The 17,205-nt window shown below is 45.1% G+C and carries 20 protein-coding genes; 1 reads left to right on the top strand and 19 read right to left on the bottom strand.

Annotated elements, in window-relative coordinates; genetic code table 11:
* Positions 1-82: 82 nt before the first annotated feature.
* The 10 genes from pepB to trmJ form a co-directional block, all read right to left on the bottom strand.
* Positions 83-1,372 carry an aminopeptidase PepB gene (gene pepB / locus ACRRS1_RS06905; RefSeq protein ID WP_432468099.1) on the bottom strand — a complete coding sequence of 430 codons (1,290 nt, stop codon included), beginning with the start codon at positions 1,370-1,372 and terminating at the stop codon, positions 83-85.
* A gap of 211 nt (positions 1,373-1,583) precedes the next feature.
* A complete protein-coding gene (iscX, locus tag ACRRS1_RS06900; RefSeq protein ID WP_432453892.1) occupies positions 1,584-1,784 on the bottom strand; it encodes a Fe-S cluster assembly protein IscX in 201 nt (66 codons plus the stop codon).
* 10 nt (positions 1,785-1,794) lie between these two features.
* Positions 1,795-2,133: an ISC system 2Fe-2S type ferredoxin gene (fdx, locus tag ACRRS1_RS06895; RefSeq protein ID WP_432453893.1), complete on the bottom strand. Its 339-nt coding sequence runs from the start codon at positions 2,131-2,133 to the stop codon at positions 1,795-1,797.
* Between the two features lies 1 nt (position 2,134).
* A complete protein-coding gene (hscA, locus tag ACRRS1_RS06890; RefSeq protein WP_432453894.1) occupies positions 2,135-3,988 on the bottom strand; it encodes a Fe-S protein assembly chaperone HscA in 1,854 nt (617 codons plus the stop codon).
* 5 nt (positions 3,989-3,993) lie between these two features.
* Complete coding sequence (gene hscB / locus ACRRS1_RS06885; protein ID WP_432458984.1) at positions 3,994-4,512, bottom strand: co-chaperone HscB; 519 nt, start codon at positions 4,510-4,512, stop codon at positions 3,994-3,996.
* Positions 4,513-4,524: 12 nt separating this feature from the next.
* Positions 4,525-4,848, bottom strand: coding sequence for an iron-sulfur cluster assembly protein IscA (iscA, locus tag ACRRS1_RS06880; protein WP_432453896.1), 324 nt, complete (start codon positions 4,846-4,848; stop codon positions 4,525-4,527).
* 10 nt (positions 4,849-4,858) lie between these two features.
* Positions 4,859-5,248 carry a Fe-S cluster assembly scaffold IscU gene (gene iscU, locus ACRRS1_RS06875; protein ID WP_432468100.1) on the bottom strand — a complete coding sequence of 130 codons (390 nt, stop codon included), beginning with the start codon at positions 5,246-5,248 and terminating at the stop codon, positions 4,859-4,861.
* A gap of 31 nt (positions 5,249-5,279) precedes the next feature.
* Positions 5,280-6,494, bottom strand: a complete 1,215-nt coding sequence (locus ACRRS1_RS06870) for an IscS subfamily cysteine desulfurase (RefSeq protein WP_432453898.1) — start codon at positions 6,492-6,494, stop codon at positions 5,280-5,282.
* 36 nt (positions 6,495-6,530) lie between these two features.
* A complete protein-coding gene (gene iscR / locus ACRRS1_RS06865; protein WP_432453899.1) occupies positions 6,531-7,004 on the bottom strand; it encodes a Fe-S cluster assembly transcriptional regulator IscR in 474 nt (157 codons plus the stop codon).
* Between the two features lie 89 nt (positions 7,005-7,093).
* Entirely contained in the window at positions 7,094-7,828 is a 735-nt protein-coding gene (trmJ, locus tag ACRRS1_RS06860) for a tRNA (cytosine(32)/uridine(32)-2'-O)-methyltransferase TrmJ (RefSeq protein WP_432453900.1), read from the bottom strand.
* A gap of 181 nt (positions 7,829-8,009) precedes the next feature.
* Between trmJ and suhB the strand changes: the two genes are divergently transcribed.
* Positions 8,010-8,813 (top strand): inositol-1-monophosphatase, encoded by an 804-nt coding sequence (gene suhB / locus ACRRS1_RS06855; protein WP_432453901.1) that lies wholly within the window; start codon positions 8,010-8,012, stop codon positions 8,811-8,813.
* Between the two features lie 103 nt (positions 8,814-8,916).
* On the opposite strand, the gene ACRRS1_RS06850 is transcribed toward suhB, so the two are convergent.
* From ACRRS1_RS06850 to ACRRS1_RS06810, 9 genes are all read right to left on the bottom strand, one after another.
* A complete protein-coding gene (locus ACRRS1_RS06850; RefSeq protein WP_432453902.1) occupies positions 8,917-9,285 on the bottom strand; it encodes a 2Fe-2S iron-sulfur cluster-binding protein in 369 nt (122 codons plus the stop codon).
* Between the two features lie 683 nt (positions 9,286-9,968).
* Positions 9,969-10,238 (bottom strand): hypothetical protein, encoded by a 270-nt coding sequence (locus ACRRS1_RS06845; protein WP_432453903.1) that lies wholly within the window; start codon positions 10,236-10,238, stop codon positions 9,969-9,971.
* Position 10,239: 1 nt separating this feature from the next.
* On the bottom strand, positions 10,240-10,611 hold the full coding sequence (locus ACRRS1_RS06840; RefSeq protein WP_432453904.1) for a rhodanese-like domain-containing protein: 372 nt from the start codon (positions 10,609-10,611) through the stop codon (positions 10,240-10,242).
* Between the two features lie 44 nt (positions 10,612-10,655).
* Positions 10,656-11,606, bottom strand: coding sequence for a protein translocase subunit SecF (gene secF, locus ACRRS1_RS06835; protein WP_432453905.1), 951 nt, complete (start codon positions 11,604-11,606; stop codon positions 10,656-10,658).
* Between the two features lie 10 nt (positions 11,607-11,616).
* On the bottom strand, positions 11,617-13,470 hold the full coding sequence (secD, locus tag ACRRS1_RS06830; RefSeq protein WP_432453906.1) for a protein translocase subunit SecD: 1,854 nt from the start codon (positions 13,468-13,470) through the stop codon (positions 11,617-11,619).
* Positions 13,471-13,498: 28 nt separating this feature from the next.
* Positions 13,499-13,837: a preprotein translocase subunit YajC gene (gene yajC, locus ACRRS1_RS06825; RefSeq protein ID WP_432453907.1), complete on the bottom strand. Its 339-nt coding sequence runs from the start codon at positions 13,835-13,837 to the stop codon at positions 13,499-13,501.
* A 102-nt stretch (positions 13,838-13,939) separates the two neighbouring features.
* Positions 13,940-15,064 (bottom strand): tRNA guanosine(34) transglycosylase Tgt, encoded by a 1,125-nt coding sequence (gene tgt, locus ACRRS1_RS06820; RefSeq protein WP_432453908.1) that lies wholly within the window; start codon positions 15,062-15,064, stop codon positions 13,940-13,942.
* A gap of 42 nt (positions 15,065-15,106) precedes the next feature.
* Positions 15,107-16,153 (bottom strand): tRNA preQ1(34) S-adenosylmethionine ribosyltransferase-isomerase QueA, encoded by a 1,047-nt coding sequence (queA, locus tag ACRRS1_RS06815; RefSeq protein WP_432456194.1) that lies wholly within the window; start codon positions 16,151-16,153, stop codon positions 15,107-15,109.
* Between the two features lie 77 nt (positions 16,154-16,230).
* Positions 16,231-17,196: a serine protease gene (locus tag ACRRS1_RS06810; protein WP_432468101.1), complete on the bottom strand. Its 966-nt coding sequence runs from the start codon at positions 17,194-17,196 to the stop codon at positions 16,231-16,233.
* Between the last annotated feature and the right edge of the window lie 9 nt (positions 17,197-17,205).

The raw sequence follows: 17,205 nt of genomic DNA, 5'->3' as shown, positions 1-17,205 counted from the left end.
CGAGTCAATCTCATTTAAATGAAACGTCATCGCAAAAAAATCGCTTCGAAAGCTAAACAACTCCAATGATAATAAGTTAGCTCTACTCAGTTAACAAGCGTGCAATAGTACGGATCCCATGGCCTTTAGCACCAGTCGCCCATAGACTATTAGCCGATTTCTGATAACAACCAGATAGATCAAAGTGTAACCAATTCTGATCTGCATTCTTTACGAAATAGGCAAGAAAAGCTGCCGCAGTTGAAGCCCCAGCCATCCCTTCACCAGAAGAAACATTCGCGATATCAGCAAAAGATGAGCTTATTTGTTGCTTATGAAAATCTTCAAGTGGCAATGCCCAGGCCATTTCAGCTTCTGCCTTCGCCGCAACTAAGGCTTGCTCAACCAAGTTTTTATCAAAACCAAATACCGCATTATAATCACGCCCTAAGGCCATTTTAGCAGCACCAGTAAGGGTTGCGGCATCGATGATCTTACCAGGCTTCACTTCACTTGCAGCAATTAAACCATCTGCGAGAACTAAACGTCCCTCAGCATCAGTGTTTAAGACTTCAACACTCACACCATTTTTATAATGAATCACATCGCCTAATTTATAAGCTTTACTGGACACTAAGTTTTCAGCACAGCACAAAAATAGTTTGACTCGTTTATTCAAGCCCTGAGCAATAGCCAGCCCTAGGCCACCAGTTACGGTGGCAGCGCCTCCCATATCGCTCTTCATTACCGACATGCCATCGGAAGGCTTAATGCTGTAACCACCGGAATCGAAGGTGATACCTTTCCCCACCAAAGCAACCGCGACCGGTTCATCGTCATCGCCACTCGGATTGTAATCAAGCTGCAACATTGCCGGAGCCTGACAACTGCCCTTGCCTACAGTGTAAGTTCCAACCCAACCTTGCTCCAGCAAGTCTTCACCGGTAATGATCCGGTAGCTAATATGCTTTGGTGCCAACTCAGTTAAAAATGCAATCGCAGAATCACACAAACTTTGTGGATAAATATCAGCGGGGCCAAGGTTAATCACTGCACGCGTCCAATCAGCTGCTGCTTTTAAAGCTTCAAACTGATGTTGCGCTTGCTCACTTAGCACCGCGACACCTAATTGATTGTCCTGCTTAGCATTATAATAACCTTGATAGAATGCCCAGCATGCTTCCAGATCCCACGAGTCACCAATCAGTGACAAGTGTTTTAAACCTTGGGCATCTAAGCGACGCGCGGCTTTTTGAATATCTTGAAGCCTTGTCGAGCCTTCTGAAACGACATGAACGATAACTTGATCTGCAGTGAAACTAATTAATGCTTTATTGCCCCATTGAGCAGGAGCGGCTTTCGCGCATAATACAACGTCCAACACGGTGGTCATCTATACTTCCTCATTTATTTATCTGACAACAAGCCATTGCGGTGATACAAATAGCAAACTAGACAAGACAATGATCAAATCATAGCTTCCGGAACATCGGGAGTAACAAAGCAGAAATTGAAGTAATTGCTGGTTCTAATTACAAAATTTATAAGGTCGTTATTATCGATTTTAACCCGCAAACAGATCAGAGATTGACCTCAAATAGGTATTAATCTAGCTCTTCCATCCAAGCTAAAATGATCGCTTCCAATATACGCTCGTTGCTATGTTGAGGCTCATCAGCAAAATCTTCTAGCTGACAAACCCACTGATGTAAATCGGTGAACCTCACTTGTTTCGGATCTTGCTCGGGAAAGCGTTCGGCTAGCGCTATCGCAATATCTTGCGTATCTATCCATCGTAATCCCATAAGCGACTCCTTAGTGTTGTTCAGATACCATATTAATGGTGTATTTAGGGATTTCAACCACAAGGTCTTCATCGGCCACAACGGCCTGACAACCGAGTCGAGATTCTGGCTCAAGACCCCATGCCTTATCCAGCATGTCATCTTCTAACTCGTCACTTTCGTCGAGAGAATCAAAACCTTCACGCACAATTACATGACAGGTAGTACAGGCGCAGGATTTCTCACAAGCATGCTCAATATCAATACCATCACGCAGCGCAACGTCTAATACCGTTTCACCTGACTTGGCTTCTACAACCGCCCCTTCTGGACACAAGTCCGGATTGGGCAAGAAAATTACTTTAGGCATACTAAATCCTGTCTACTTGCTGGCCAGTTAAGGCCTGTTTAATCGAATCATTCATACGTCTTGCAGCAAAATCTTGGCTAATACTGTCAAGCTGTTTAATTGCCTGTTCTATATTTGCAACATCTTCTTTTTGGGCCACGACTTGTAAGTGCTGCATCGCTACTTGTATTTGTTGTCGTTCATCATCATTCAACAAGCGCTCGCCGCTTTCGCTTAAAGCGGCACTCATATCTTCAATAAAACGAGCCGCTTCCACCTGTTGTTCTCGTAGCATACGCATCGATAAGTCATGTTTGGCATGACTCACAGAGTCTTTGAGCATTTTAACGACTTGTTCGTCTTCCAAGCCATAAGATGGTTTCACCTCCACCGAAGATTGAACCCCGGTCGATTTCTCCATCGCTGTAACGGATAACAGGCCATCGGCATCCACTTGAAAAGTCACCCGAATGTGTGCCGCACCAGCGGCTAAAGGCGGGATCCCTTTTAAGTTAAATTTAGCTAATGAACGGCAATCATCAACCAGTTCACGCTCGCCCTGCACAACATGTACTGCCATCGCAGTTTGGCCATCTTTAAAGGTAGTAAACTCCTGCGCTCGGGCAACCGGAATGGTGGTATTACGCGGAATAACTTTCTCCACTAAGCCCCCCATCGTTTCTATCCCTAAAGATAAAGGCGTTACGTCCAATAACAATAACTCGTCATCTTTTTTATTGCCCACCAAAGTGTCCGCCTGAATCGCAGCACCAATGGCAACGACTTGATCGGGATCGATATTGGTCAGGGGTGTTCTACCAAAAAAATTAGCCACCTCACCCCGTACTTTAGGGACTCGAGTGGAACCACCAACCATCACCACATTGCTGACCTCCTCAAGCTCAACCTCGGCGTCACGTAAGGCACGGCGACAGGCGCGAATGGTGCGTTTCACCAGCTCACTAATTAGATCATCAAATTGCTCACGGCGCAGTATTCCCTGCCAGTTGAGCCCTTCAATCTGCAAACAAACTTCTGCTTCCGACTGATCACTTAAAGTTATTTTTAGTTGATTGGCAATCCGTGATAATTCACGTTGCAGCTGCGCCGATCTAAGCTGAGTAATCCCAGCTTGGCTAGCGATCCATTCGACTAAGGCATCATCAAAATCATCCCCGCCAAGCGCTGAATCGCCTCCAGTCGCCAAGACCTGAAATACCCCTTGCGATAAACGTAAGATAGAAATATCAAAAGTACCGCCACCTAAATCATAGATCGCAATAATGCCTTCATCACCGCTATCCAAACCATAAGCAATTGCGGCGGCGGTGGGTTCATTCAATAAGCGCAGAACATGTAAACCGGCAAGCTGTGCAGCGTCTTTTGTGCCCTGACGCTGGGCATCATCAAAATAGGCTGGAACCGTAATCACCACCCCATCGGGTTCGCCTTGCAGCGATTCTCGTGCGCGTTGCGCCAGCGACTTCAAAATTTCCGCGGAGACTTGCACCGGATCAACCACACCAGCCACCGTTTGTAACTGGGGAGAACTAGACTCGGCAAAGTGATAAGGTAAAGCTTGTTGCTCTACCTCTGCCAAACTTTTACCTAATAAACGCTTAACTGAAGTAATGGTGTTATACGGATCGGTGACGGCTTGAGCTTTTGCCAACTTACCCACCTCAACGCTACTCGTCAGATACCGCACTACCGAAGGTAATAAAATATCGCCGGCATGGTCGGCTAAAGTCAGCGCTTTACCACTGCGAACAGTTGCAACTAATGAGTTTGTGGTACCTAAGTCAATGCCTACGGCTAACTTATGTTGATGAGGAACAGCCGATTGCCCAGGCTCTGCAATTTGTAGTAATGCCATAGTGACTAATAATCTAGGATCTTTTCTTCGAGTTGTAGCAACTGTTGTTGCAAACGTGCAAAAAACTTAAGTTTACGTACCAGATCGGCCGCCAACTCAAAATTCTGCTCATTGTAGGCTTTTTCAAAGCTCAAGCTCAAGTCACTTCGCTTTTGTTTCAGTAACTTACTTAAATCTTCGATGGCTTTTTCGGGATCACTGACAGTTTCAATTTCAGCTAACTGCTCACGCAGTTCAATCTGACTCATCAAAAACTCAATGTCATTAATGGTTTGTTGCTCACCCGCTATTTCAACGCCCTGCAAACTCAACAAATATTGTGCCCGCAATAAAGGGTCTTTTAAGGTTTGATAAGCATCGTTAATTTGAGTCGCCCGTTGCATTGCAAGGGCTTGCGCTTCAGCGTCATCAACCACAAACTTATCGGGATGAAACTTCTGTTGTAGCTCTCTATAACAAGCAGCTAAACCTTGCAGGTCTAGCTGATTTGAAGGCTTTAGAGAGAATATTTCGAAATAATTCATAGCGTATTCCATTTAAACGCTAAAGCTCTCTCCGCAGCCACATTCTCCGGATATATTGGGATTATTAAATACAAAGCCTTCATTTAAGCCTTCTTTAACAAAATCCAATTCAGTGCCATCAATGTAAAGTAAGCTCTTTTCGTCAACAATCACATTCACGCCATGGCTTTGGAAAACTTTGTCGTCTTCAGCTAACTGGTCAACAAACTCCAAAATGTAAGCCATTCCTGAACATCCTGAGGTTTTCACGCCTAAGCGCACCCCTTTACCGACACCTCGATTACCCAAGAACTGACTCACGTGGCTTGCTGCAGCTTCGGTTAATGATACAGCCATACTGGCTCCTTTATCGATTAAGCGTTTTCTTTTTATAATCGGCTATCGCCGCTTTGATAGCATCTTCCGCTAAAATAGAACAGTGGATTTTCACTGGCGGTAAGGCTAACTCTTCTGCGATATCAGTATTCTTCAGCGTTTCTGCTTCAGCTAAACTTTTGCCCTTTACCCACTCTGTTACCAATGAGCTTGACGCAATCGCTGAACCACAGCCATAAGTTTTGAAACGCGCGTCTTCAATAATACCACTATCACTCACTTTTAATTGTAGTTTCATCACGTCACCACAAGCAGGTGCCCCAACCATACCCGTACCGATATGATTGTCCTCTTTGTCTTCGAAAGCACCAACATTTCTTGGGTTTTCGTAATGATCGATTACCTTTTCACTATAAGCCATGATATTTCTCCAAATCCGTTAATGATTGTGCTTAGTGGTGTGCCCACTCGACCTGACTCAGGTCTACTCCGTCTTTAAACATGTCCCAAAGTGGAGACATATCGCGGAGACGCCCAATTCCTTCATTAATTACTTTCACTGCATAATCTATTTCTTCTTCGGTCGTGAAACGGCCAAAGGAAAAACGAATCGAGCTGTGGGCTAATTCATCATCAAGGCCTAGCGCTCGAAGTACATAAGAGGGCTCTAAGCTTGCTGAAGTACATGCTGAACCTGAAGATACCGCCAAATCTTTCAAGGCCATAATCAATGATTCGCCTTCTACATACGCAAAACTCACGTTTAAGTTACCAACCACTCGCTGCTCAAAATCACCGTTGATGTAGGTTTCTTCGATATCTTTAATACCAGCCCAGAAACGGTCTCTTAGTGCATGAAGATGTTCTTCATCTTTAGCCATTTCTCGTTTGGCAATCGCAAACGCTTCCCCCATACCGACTATTTGATGAGTTGGTAAGGTGCCTGAGCGCATACCGCGTTCATGACCACCGCCATGCATTTGTGCTTCTAAGCGGATCCGTGGTTTACGTTGAACATACAAGGCACCAATGCCCTTTGGTCCATAAACCTTATGCGCCGAAAAAGACATCATATCCACTGGTAAAGCTTGCAGATTAATGTCAATTTTACCCGCACTTTGGGCCGCATCAACATGGAATAAAATCTTACGAGAACGGCACAACTCACCAATGGCCTGAATGTCTTGAATAACACCGATTTCATTATTAACATGCATGATGCTGACTAATACCGTGTCATCACGCATCGCATCGTTTAACTTCGACAAATCAATAATGCCATTACTTTCTGGTTCTAGATAAGTAAGCTCAAAACCTTCTCGCTCTAGCTGACGACATGTATCTAGCACAGCCTTATGTTCTGTTTTACAGGTAATAACGTGCTTGCCCTTTTTACTATAGAAGTGTGCAGCACCTTTAATGGCAAGGTTATTTGATTCGGTCGCACCAGAGGTAAACACAATCTCACGAGGGTCGGCATTCACCAGTTCGGCGACTTGGTTACGCGCAATATCGACAGCCTCTTCAGCCTGCCAACCAAATCGATGGGAACGAGATGCGGGATTACCGTATACGCCATCGACACTTAGGTACTGCATCATCTTTTCAGCAACTCGAGGATCGACGGGAGTGGTTGCTGAATAATCAAGATAAATTGGCAATTTCATTAAAGTTCTCCATTACAACTCGGCGCAAGCCAAGCCTCATAAACTAATTTGTATGGTATTGGTATCAACATGTTTGGATTGGTCTTGACTAAGCGCCAGATTGGCGATTTGCCGTTCTCGCATTAATCCACCTAAACTGATGTTATCCAGAAAATCGGCGATACGCTCACTCAGATCATTCCAAAGCGAGTGGGTTAAACAGGGTTTCCCCCCTTTACAGTCAGCAGTGCCTAAACAACGAGTCGCATCAATCGACTCATCCACGGCATGGATCACCATCCCAACAGCAATGTCATCGGCATCCATCCCTAAACGATAACCACCGCCAGGACCCCGCACGCTGCTCACTAAACCTTGTTTGCGTAACTTTGAAAAAAGCTGTTCCAAATAAGACAAAGAAATCCCTTGCCTCTCAGAAATATCAGCCAAAGAAACCGGACCATCTTCCATATGCAGAGCAACGTCTAGCATCGCTGTAACAGCATATCGTCCCTTAGACGTTAAGCGCATAATCAACCTATTTATCGCGTGAACTTGCGCACAATCTTTTCATACCCTACTGTTTTAGTCAAGTATAAAACCCTATGCATTACTCAGGTTTATTTTTCAGACTTAGGGATATGTTTATCGAACGAAGTCAAAATGCCACGCATCACATTAAGCTCTTGTTTTTCCATGCGAATACGATTAAACATTCGACGGACTTTTTCCATAACCTTGCCGGGATGAGGTTTAATAATGAATCCACTGTCGGCGATACTTTGCTCAAAATGTTGATAAAATCGCTCTAAGTCATCGGCATGCGGGTAGTCCACGACAACATCGCTCGAAGTATAGGTGTTTTGTAATTCTAGATGAGCCATTCTTACTTCATAACTGAGTAATTGTACTGCCATCGCCAAATTCAAAGAACTGTATTCGGGATTGGCTGGGACACAAACATGAAAATGGCACTGCTGTAACTCAGTATTATTTAAGCCACTACTTTCTCGACCAAATACAATTGCCACTTGACCTTGCTGTGCTTCTGTTGCCAATTTAACTCCGGCTTCTCGGCCATCGACCATTGGCCAATCTAAAGTCCGAGAACGAGCACTTGCGCCAATGACTAACTGGCAATCGGCAACGGCATCCGCTAATTCATTAACGATAGTGGTACCGCCCAGAACATCTGAAGCCCCAGCAGATAAGGCCACCGACTTACCATCAATTTCGGCTTGCGGGGCCACTAAATATAACTGACTGATCCCCATGGTTTTCATAGCTCTAGCTGCAGAACCAATATTACCACTATGGCTGGTGCCTACTAAAACCACTCGAACATTTTCCAACATTATGATTACTTCACCCTAAATTTGATGCCGCCGATTGTAACATAGCCTCTGTGTGAGCAGCCAGTAGCGGCTCTGTTGGAAAAAGTTCACCTACACGGTCTATAATCGATTGAGTTTGTTTCAGTGATTCTCTATAATCCGGCGGTTATTTAATGTTCTTTCTACAAATTGGTGGTAATTCATGCATGCTATGCTAAATATTGCGATTCGCGCTGCGCGAAACGCAGGCAAAGTCGTAACTCAAGCTTACGCACAGTTAGACAAAATAGAAACAACAACTAAAGGTGCTAACGACTACGTTACGAATGTTGATAAAGCGGCCGAAAAAACGATTATCGACACGCTACGTAACGCTTTCCCTGATCATTCGATCATTGCGGAAGAAAGCGGCGTAAGTACAGGCAAGGATGATGAATACCAGTGGGTCATCGACCCATTGGATGGAACCACCAATTTTATCAAAGGAATTCCTCACTTTTCCATTTCTATTGCACTACGTGTCCGCGGTAAAACCGAACACGGCGTCGTATATGATCCCCTGCGAAATGAGTTATTCGCGGCCTCTCGTGGTAAAGGTGCTCAACTGAATGGCTACCGCTTGCGGGTAAACAAAGCAAAAGATCTTGAAAACACCCTCATAGCTACTGGCTTTCCGTTTAAGCGCAAACACTACATTGAAAGTTATCTGCCGATGTTCGCCGCAATTTTCGCCGAATGCAGCGATATTCGCCGCACGGGTTCGGCAGCGCTTGATCTTGCCTATGTGGCTGCTGGCCGCCACGATGGTTTCTTCGAATTAAACCTAAAACCTTGGGACATCGCCGCAGGAGAGTTAATCGCTCGTGAAGCTGGCGCAATAGTGACAGACTTTGTCGGTAATACTGAATTTTACCAAAGCGGTAATGTCGTTTGTGCAAGTCCCAAGGTACTCAAACATATGTTGGCTTGCATTCGTCCTCATTTAACCGATGCAATTAAAGCTTAAACACATATCCGAGCAATAAAAACCAGTTGTTAATCACAACTGGTTTTTTAAATCCTTCAAACCGTTCGACCCACTGCCAAATCGCTTAGCAGCATCAGTAGCGCTAAGCTCCTCCTGGTTCTCCGGTGAACTTCACCAATACATCTTCATCGGTCACTATCGCCTGACACGCTAAGCGATACTTTGGTGGCATATCGCTCACAGATGCACGTTCAGCATCTTTTTCAGATAGTTTACCAATACTCTTAAGCCCCTCCCGTTCTTTATCTGTCAACATAGCACCTTTAATATGATCACCATCTAAATGGGTCACTTCCACCAAACATGAGCCACAACGCCCATCTTTACATTCGTGGGGAATTTTCACCCCATGATCTTCCGCTAAACCTAGCAACGCATCACGCTTACCTGCAACCGCCGTTACTTTCTTGTTCTTACGCATCACTGGCGAAGAAAAATACACAGTAGCCATACAACATTCCTTGTAAGTAATTAAAAGACTGCTCATTTGAGTCCAATTAGATGCCCCCAAGCGACCATCGTCACCAGTGATGAGCGGCCCCTTACCGGCTGAGAGTGAAAATATACCTAGACTCCCTTCCAGATAGAACGCAGCGCGTCATCACGCGATCGACATACTAGATGACACTCATTTACGACCACATCCAGCTCCAATTGCTATTAAGCTAAAACGCTTATCCAGCAGTTCTCAGCCAAGTCATTCAGACACATAAACCAGGTACTCAAATAGCCCTTCGCTCATTGCAAATGCTAAGCCAGTGGCGAATTTCGCGCACAGTTCAGGTGGTGTTTCGTAGAAATATAGAATTTGTATTTAAAACAACATCATAAAAATGCCATCGATAGGATGCGGGTCCCCACCAAAAGGATATTGATTGAGGCTTAATGTGGGACTCGCAAGAGGATTAGCTTCAAACAGACAAAATGCTCTAAAAACGACAATCCAGATGAATATAAATTGGCAATATTAAAGTCTCGATGTCGGTAATAAATGCTAAAGCAGGTATCGGTACAACATTGTAAAAATAAGCCAAGGGAGGCAGCAGTAAAATAAGATAATAACTTGGTTAAGCCTTACCGAAGCGATTTAACCAAGGTTATTTAACTGAAATGAAGGAAAAGTATTTCGCGCGTCTAATCAGCATCTAAATCAAAACTATCACTACCCATCTCAACACGCTCTAACTGCAGCTCCAAAAAAGCGATACGCTTAACAAACTCGCCCAGTAGTGCATCTTTGATTTCCAGTAGTTCAAGAACGGTCATTGGCTCGCGCCAGTCCGGGTGTTCCACCGCTAACTCAGCTTTCGCATAAGCCTGGTTGGCTTCGCTTTGATCAAAGTAATAATGAGTCTGTTCTGCAACATCAAAGGCATAAATCATGGTCGTCGCAAGCGCTGACATCTTATGACTCCTCTAAGGGATAATTCGCTTCTCGCCAACCGCGGATCCCGCCGTCCATAGAGATGACTTGGGTATACCCCATTTTGACCAAATTATCGGCACTTAAGGCCGAACGAAAACCGCCCCCACAGTAAATGACAATCATACTATCTAACTCGGGAATCACTTGCTCAATATCACGTTCCAAAATCCCTCGCCCCATGTATTGAGCTCCCGGAATGCGGCTTTTCTGCCATTCGTCCTGTTCACGATTATCAATCAAATGAAAAGCCAAACCTTGGTCGAGCCACTGCTTTACCTGATGCACATCACATTCTTTGATACGACGACGACAGTCATCGACCAAAGCTAAAAACCGCGGATTGTGAGCCATTTTTTTCTCCTTAAAAAAAACCCGCCAGCGGCGGGTTTATGTGACTACATGATTGGGTCTTGGTCGGCGCCTTCTTTTTCTTCCAGCTCCTTAGGCATAAAGTCTTCTTTCTTAATTCCTAAGTACAAGGCCAGCGTACTAGCGACGTATATCGACGAGTGGGTACCAATAAACACACCAAATAACAATGCAGTAGCAAAGTTATGAATTAACGAACCGCCCAATACGAACAACGATATTAATACCATAATCGTGGTTAAAGAAGTTACGATGGTCCGATTAAAGGTTTGAGTCAGCGAAACATCAATAATTTCAACTGGATCACCCTTACGCAATTTACGGAAGTTCTCACGGATCCGATCCGATACCACGATGGTATCGTTCAGTGAGTAACCCACCACGGTTAATAAGGCCGCGATCACGGTTAGATCAAACTCCAACTGCAAGAAGGAGAACAAACCTAAAGTAGCAATCACATCGTGTCCCAGCGCGAGTACCGCCCCCACAGCCATACGCCATTCAAAGCGCATTGCCACATAGAGCAAAATACAAGCCAGCGCAGCAATAATCGCCAAACCGCCTTGCTCAGCTAACTCTTTACCAACCGTTGGGCCAACGAACTCAATTCGGCGCATTTGCACCTGAGCATCAACCTGATCGCGCAGCAATCCCATGATACTGTCGCCTAAGTGCTGACTATCTAGACCTTCACGAGGCATCATTCGCAACAACACTTGGGTTTGCGAACCAAAGTACTGTGCCACAATGTCTGGATATCCGTTCTTGCTCATCACATCACGAACTAAGGGTAGATCGGCAGGCTGTTGAAACTCAACTTCAATCAACGTACCACCAGTGAAATCTAGCCCCCAATTGATTTTATTAATGGCTAAACTGGCCACCGATGCCACCATTAACAAAATGGTAAACCAAATAAATGGTTTGCGGTGCGCCATAAAGGGCACCGTGCCTTTGGGCTTAAATAAATAAAACACGTTGTTGCTCCTAGATAGACAGCTTGTCTATTTTCTTACCGCCCCAAATCCAGTTAACCACCACACGGGTGCCAACAATAGCAGTAAACATTGAAGTCGCAATACCAATAGCAAGTGTCACCGCGAAGCCTTTCACTGCACCCGTACCAATCGCAAACAAAATGATTGCGGTAATGAAGGTGGTAATATTGGCGTCAGAAATGGTTGATAAGGCATTACTGTAGCCATGATGAATCGCTTGCTGAGGACTACGTCCATCGGCTAATTCTTCACGAATACGCTCGAAGATCAATACATTGGCATCCACCGCCATACCTACGGTTAATACAATACCGGCCATACCAGGCAAGGTTAAAGTTGCCCCTGGGATCATCGACATAAAGCCAATAATCATTCCAACGTTCACAATCAATGCAAAGTTCGCAACCAAGCCAAACTTACGATAGTAAAGCGGCATAAACACCAACAAGGATATCAAACCAAAGACAATCGCTAAGAAACCTTTATCGATATTGTCCTGACCAAGGCTTGGCCCAACAGTACGTTCTTCAACAATTTGGATCGGAGCAATCAAGGCGCCTGCTCGCAATAACAAAGCTAGATTTTTAGCTTCTGCTGGTGAGTCAATGCCGGTGATCCGGAAGCTACGTCCCAAACGAGATTGGATAGTTGCAACGTTAATCACTTCTTCCTGACGTTTCAGTATTGACTTACCCTCTTCATCTTTCTTGCCTGTCGGCTTGTACTCGATGAATAACGTTGCCATAGATTGACCCACATTATCTTTAGTAAATGCGGCCATCTTGCTGCCACCTTGACTATCGAGGCTAATATTCACCTGAGGTCGACTGTATTCATCAAAGCCTGACTGTGCGCCAACAATATGATCGCCGGTGAGGATTACTTGGTTTTTTAGCACCACAGGTGAACCATCAACTCGTTTCGCCAATTGCGATCCTGGTGGCACTCGACCGACCATCGCATCGCGAACATCAGCGTCTACGTTGACCATTCTGAATTCTAAAGTCGCTGTCGCACCCAAAATTTCTTTCGCGCGAGCAGTATCTTGAACACCAGGTAGCTGCACCACAATCCGATCGGAACCTTGACGTTGAACTTGCGGTTCAGCAACACCTAACTCGTTTACCCGGTTACGGATAATCGTGATGTTTTGCTGTAGCGCATATTCTCGAGTTTCTTTCAACTTCTGCTCGGTCATTTTCGCACTCAAACGAAACTGTTCACCCTCACTAATATCAGAGATTTGATACTCTTTATATTTGCGATTTAAGAAGCTAACGGCTTTATCCAAAGTGGCTTGATCGCGGAAACTAACCACCACAGCCTCACCTTGTGAACGAACCCCAGAATAACGTAATTTTTCGCCGCGAAGATCGGTACGGAAATCTTGAATCATTCCCTCTTGCGCCTTGCTAATGGCCGCTTTCATGTCCACTTCCATCAAAAAGTGCACACCACCACGTAAATCCAGACCGAGTTTAAGCGGTCCTGCACCAATGGCATCTAGCCAACCGGGTGTTGCAGGGGCAAGGTTTAGGGCAACAACATAATCTTCACCAAGCAAATCATGTAATAAACTCTTTACCTTAAGCTGGTCAGCATCGTTGCGCAAACGCACCAAAGCGAGTCCATTTTCAAAGCCAACAGAGCGAAAATCGATGGACTGCTGCGTAAGGTAATTTCGAATCTCATCTAGTTGGGCTAACTCAACTTGAGCGCCCCGAGTGCCTGATACTTGTACGGCAGGATCCTCACCGTATAAGTTTGGCATGGCGTAAAGAAAACCGATGGCGATCAAAACGATCACCATCCAATTCTTCCACCACGGGTATTTGTTTAACAAAATAATATCCCTAGTGACAAATTTGTAACTACAGAGATTTCAACGTGCCTTTTGGCAGAACCGCTGAAACAAAGTCGCGCTTAATGGTGACTGTAGTGTCATCACTTAAGCTCAGTTGCAGATAATCCGCCTCATCAGAAATCTTGATGATTTTACCGACCAAACCACCGGTAGTTAGCACCTCATCACCCTTAGATAAGGAAGACATTAGGTTTTTATGTTCTTTTACACGCTTGGACTGTGGACGATAAATCATGAAATAGAAAATCACCGCAAAGATGACCATCATGAAAATTAATTCCATGCCACCACCAGCTGGTGATATGGCGCCGCCTTCGGCATATGCTGGAGAAATAAATAAGCTCATTGTTACCCTCATTACTAATTAAAAAAACTAAGATACAAAACAACTATCTTATTAAATGGAGACTGACCAAGCAAAAACAAGGCTTTACTGGTCAATCGAGCATTAATCAGCCAAAGGCGGGACTTCTCGACCCAACTTGGCGTAAAACGCGGCTACAAAATCGTCTAACTTACCGTCGGCTATCGCCTCACGTAAACCTTGCATCAAACGTTGGTAGTGACGCAAGTTATGAATGGTATTCAAACGAGCGCCAAGGATTTCATTACACTTATCTAAATGATGCAAGTAGGAACGAGAATAATTTTGACAGGTATAACAATCACACTCTTTATCTAAGGTACTGGTATCGTCACGATGGCGTGCATTACGGATCTTCACCACCCCGTCACTGGTGAATAGATGACCATTGCGCGCATTACGTGTCGGCATAACACAGTCAAACATATCCACGCCACGGCGTACACCTTCCACCAAATCTTCGGGTTTACCAACCCCCATTAAATAACGAGGCTTATCTTCAGGAACCTTAACCGCAACATAATCAAGAATGCGGTGCATATCTTCTTTCGGTTCACCGACAGCTAAGCCGCCAATGGCATAACCGTCAAAACCGATTTGAGTCAAACCTTCCAAAGAAACATCGCGTAGATGCTCATAAACTCCACCCTGAATGATCCCAAACAAAGCATTTTTGTTGCCTAACTCATCATGACGCTGACGTGAACGAGCAGCCCAGCGTAACGACATTAACATCGACTTTTCGGCTTCATCTTCAGTCGCAGGATAAGGTGTACATTCATCAAAAATCATCACGATATCGGAACCTAAATCGTTTTGAATTTCCATAGACGTTTCAGGACTCAAAAAGATCTTTGCACCATTGACCGGGTTTCGAAAATGTACCCCTTCTTCGGTAATTTTTCGAATATCACCCAGACTAAAGACTTGGAAACCGCCGGAATCGGTCAAAATTGGCCCCTGCCAATTCATAAAGTCATGCAAGTCGCCATGCGCGCGCATCACCTCTTGTCCCGGACGCAACCACAAGTGAAAAGTATTGCCTAATAGGATTTCAGCGCCACTTTGTGATACTTCTTCAGGGGTCATACCTTTTACGGTACCATAAGTCCCTACAGGCATGAATGCTGGTGTTTCAACACTCCCCCGTTCAAACACTAAACGGCCACGGCGAGCTTTGCCGTCTTTTGCTAATAGCTGGTATTTCATTACTTGCCTCAAGGTCAGATAAACAGTCCGACTGTCGTTAAATTATGCTTCTTTACTGGTAATGAACATCGCATCACCATAGCTAAAGAAGCGGTATTGGTTATCGATAGCCGTCTGATAAGCTCGGCTAACGTTATCTTTGCCAGCGAAGGCTGACACCAACATGATTAAGGTTGACTCGGGTAAATGGAAATTGGTCACCATCGCATCCACTAGCTCAAATTGATAACCGGGGAAAATAAAAATATCGGTTTCTGCAGCGTAGGCTTGCAGGGCCTGCCCTTTAAGCTTTGCATCTTTAGCTGCACTTTCTAGAGAGCGTACCGAAGTGGTACCAACTGCAATCACCCGCCCTCCTCTTGCTTTAGTCGCAACAATTTTATCCACCACCGCTTGGCTCACTTCGGCATATTCAGAGTGCATCACATGCTGATCGATAGATTCAACTTTCACCGGCTGAAAAGTACCAGCCCCCACATGTAAAGTCACAAAGGCAGTATCAGCGCCTTTGGCTTTAATCTGTGCGAGTAAGTCTTCATCAAAATGTAATCCGGCGGTGGGGGCCGCAACCGCGCCCGGCTTTTCGTTATAAACCGTTTGATAGCGTTCCTTATCGGCATCTTCGTCAGGACGATCGATATAGGGGGGAAGCGGCATATGACCATGCTGTTCAAGTAATTCTAAGACCGTCGCTGAGTCATCAAAACGCAGTTCAAATAAAGCGCCGTGACGGGCCAACATCGTCGCATCAAAAGCATCCGCTAAACGTATTTCGCTGCCCGGTTTCGGCGATTTGGAAGCACGAACATGGGCTAATACTCGATGCTCATCAAGCACACGCTCTATAAGTACTTCTAGTTTGCCACCCGTCGCTTTCTGGCCAAACAAACGGGCTGGGATCACTCGGGTATTATTAAACACCAATAGATCATCAGCTTGAATATGCTCCAACAAATCTGGAAATTGTTGGTGTTGCACCTCGCCCGTTTGACCATTGAGACAAAGTAAACGACTATCTCGGCGTTGCTGTTTTGGGTAACGAGCAATCAGCTCATCGGGAAGGTCAAAAGAAAAATCGGCAACGCGCATCACAGGTACAACTCTTTGGCATGAATAATAATTTACAAGCCAAGGATTTTAGTGATTGCAGTCAGTAATAGCAAGGTTTAGCGCCGTGAATTAGCACCTAATCGCCCCCTCCTGAATAGCCAAAGCGGTAAGCTCAACACCAGCAACCAAGCTGCAGCGCCTCCACCGCTACTATCAGACGAGGCATTAGGTGCTATCTCGGCACAAGCGATAGTAATATTATCCTGTTGGCTGAGAATATCGCTAATCCAACCACAAACACGCCCAATATCTGTATAAACGCCAGGGAGCCCCTGACAAGCGAGACTCCCCCAACTCACGATCCCGAGTAAACGATAGTCTTCTCCTTGATTAACAAATACCGGACCACCGCTATCCCCTGCGCAAGCATCCTGATCGGTGCCGTAGGCGCAAAACATTCGATCGGTTAATTTTGAGCTTCCCCAATAATTAGCACATTGTTGAGGGCTGATTAAACGCAAGTTACCTTGCTGCAATACATCGGGATACACCGGATGAAAAGGATCGGAATTAATTCTGCCAAAACCAATCACCGTCATAAAACTTCCCAGCATGGAACTCTCACTAAGCATATTTAGATTAATAATCGGGAATTCACCTTGTTGAAACTCCGACAGCCTTAACAAACTGATATCATAATCAAAATTGGGGCCATCCATGGTGGGACTAATATACTGAGGATGCTGATAAATTTCGCTCACCGTCACCGACTGCGCATCGAGGGGAGTGGTTCGTAGCAATCGGCCTAACACCACCGTAACCTGTTCTGGCGCAACCTGGGCGTTGGGAGCATAAGACCGATAGGTACAATGCGCAGCCGTCACCACCCATGACTCTGCAATTAATACCCCGCCACACCGCACATTACCTAAAAAGACCTGCGCCATCCACGGGTAAACTTGGGGAGCATCATAACCACCAACAATATAGGGGGTCACAATAGGAATAGAAGGTGATTCAAGTTTCGCTTGAACAGAAAAACTCACGCTAAACAACAAGACAACAAGCAACTTTTTAAGCATTGCACTGGT

The organism is Agarivorans sp. Z349TD_8, assembly GCF_050870825.2.
Lineage (GTDB): Bacteria > Pseudomonadota > Gammaproteobacteria > Enterobacterales > Celerinatantimonadaceae > Agarivorans.
The sequence above is the reverse complement of the archived record's forward strand: the minus strand, read 5'-3'. Positions and strand labels throughout refer to the sequence as shown.

Excerpts from the sequence above, each read along its gene's own strand:
- hscA (WP_432453894.1), bottom strand. The coding sequence starts at position 3,988 with ATGGCATTACTACAAATTGCAGAGCCTGGGCAATCGGCTGTTCCTCAT.
- ACRRS1_RS06845 (WP_432453903.1), bottom strand. The coding sequence starts at position 10,238 with ATGTCAGCGCTTGCGACGACCATGATTTATGCCTTTGATGTTGCAGAA.
- iscR (WP_432453899.1), bottom strand. The coding sequence starts at position 7,004 with ATGCGCTTAACGTCTAAGGGACGATATGCTGTTACAGCGATGCTAGAC.
- yajC (WP_432453907.1), bottom strand. The coding sequence starts at position 13,837 with ATGAGCTTATTTATTTCTCCAGCATATGCCGAAGGCGGCGCCATATCA.
- ACRRS1_RS06810 (WP_432468101.1), bottom strand. The coding sequence starts at position 17,196 with ATGCTTAAAAAGTTGCTTGTTGTCTTGTTGTTTAGCGTGAGTTTTTCT.
- iscX (WP_432453892.1), bottom strand. The coding sequence starts at position 1,784 with ATGGGATTACGATGGATAGATACGCAAGATATTGCGATAGCGCTAGCC.
- ACRRS1_RS06850 (WP_432453902.1), bottom strand. The coding sequence starts at position 9,285 with ATGGCTACTGTGTATTTTTCTTCGCCAGTGATGCGTAAGAACAAGAAA.
- iscA (WP_432453896.1), bottom strand. The coding sequence starts at position 4,848 with ATGGCTGTATCATTAACCGAAGCTGCAGCAAGCCACGTGAGTCAGTTC.
- iscU (WP_432468100.1), bottom strand. The coding sequence starts at position 5,248 with ATGGCTTATAGTGAAAAGGTAATCGATCATTACGAAAACCCAAGAAAT.
- tgt (WP_432453908.1), bottom strand. The coding sequence starts at position 15,064 with ATGAAATACCAGCTATTAGCAAAAGACGGCAAAGCTCGCCGTGGCCGT.
- ACRRS1_RS06840 (WP_432453904.1), bottom strand. The coding sequence starts at position 10,611 with ATGGCTCACAATCCGCGGTTTTTAGCTTTGGTCGATGACTGTCGTCGT.
- fdx (WP_432453893.1), bottom strand. The coding sequence starts at position 2,133 with ATGCCTAAAGTAATTTTCTTGCCCAATCCGGACTTGTGTCCAGAAGGG.
- ACRRS1_RS06870 (WP_432453898.1), bottom strand. The coding sequence starts at position 6,494 with ATGAAATTGCCAATTTATCTTGATTATTCAGCAACCACTCCCGTCGAT.
- queA (WP_432456194.1), bottom strand. The coding sequence starts at position 16,153 with ATGCGCGTTGCCGATTTTTCTTTTGACCTTCCCGATGAGCTGATTGCT.
- suhB (WP_432453901.1), top strand. The coding sequence starts at position 8,010 with ATGCATGCTATGCTAAATATTGCGATTCGCGCTGCGCGAAACGCAGGC.
- hscB (WP_432458984.1), bottom strand. The coding sequence starts at position 4,512 with ATGAATTATTTCGAAATATTCTCTCTAAAGCCTTCAAATCAGCTAGAC.
- trmJ (WP_432453900.1), bottom strand. The coding sequence starts at position 7,828 with ATGTTGGAAAATGTTCGAGTGGTTTTAGTAGGCACCAGCCATAGTGGT.
- pepB (WP_432468099.1), bottom strand. The coding sequence starts at position 1,372 with ATGACCACCGTGTTGGACGTTGTATTATGCGCGAAAGCCGCTCCTGCT.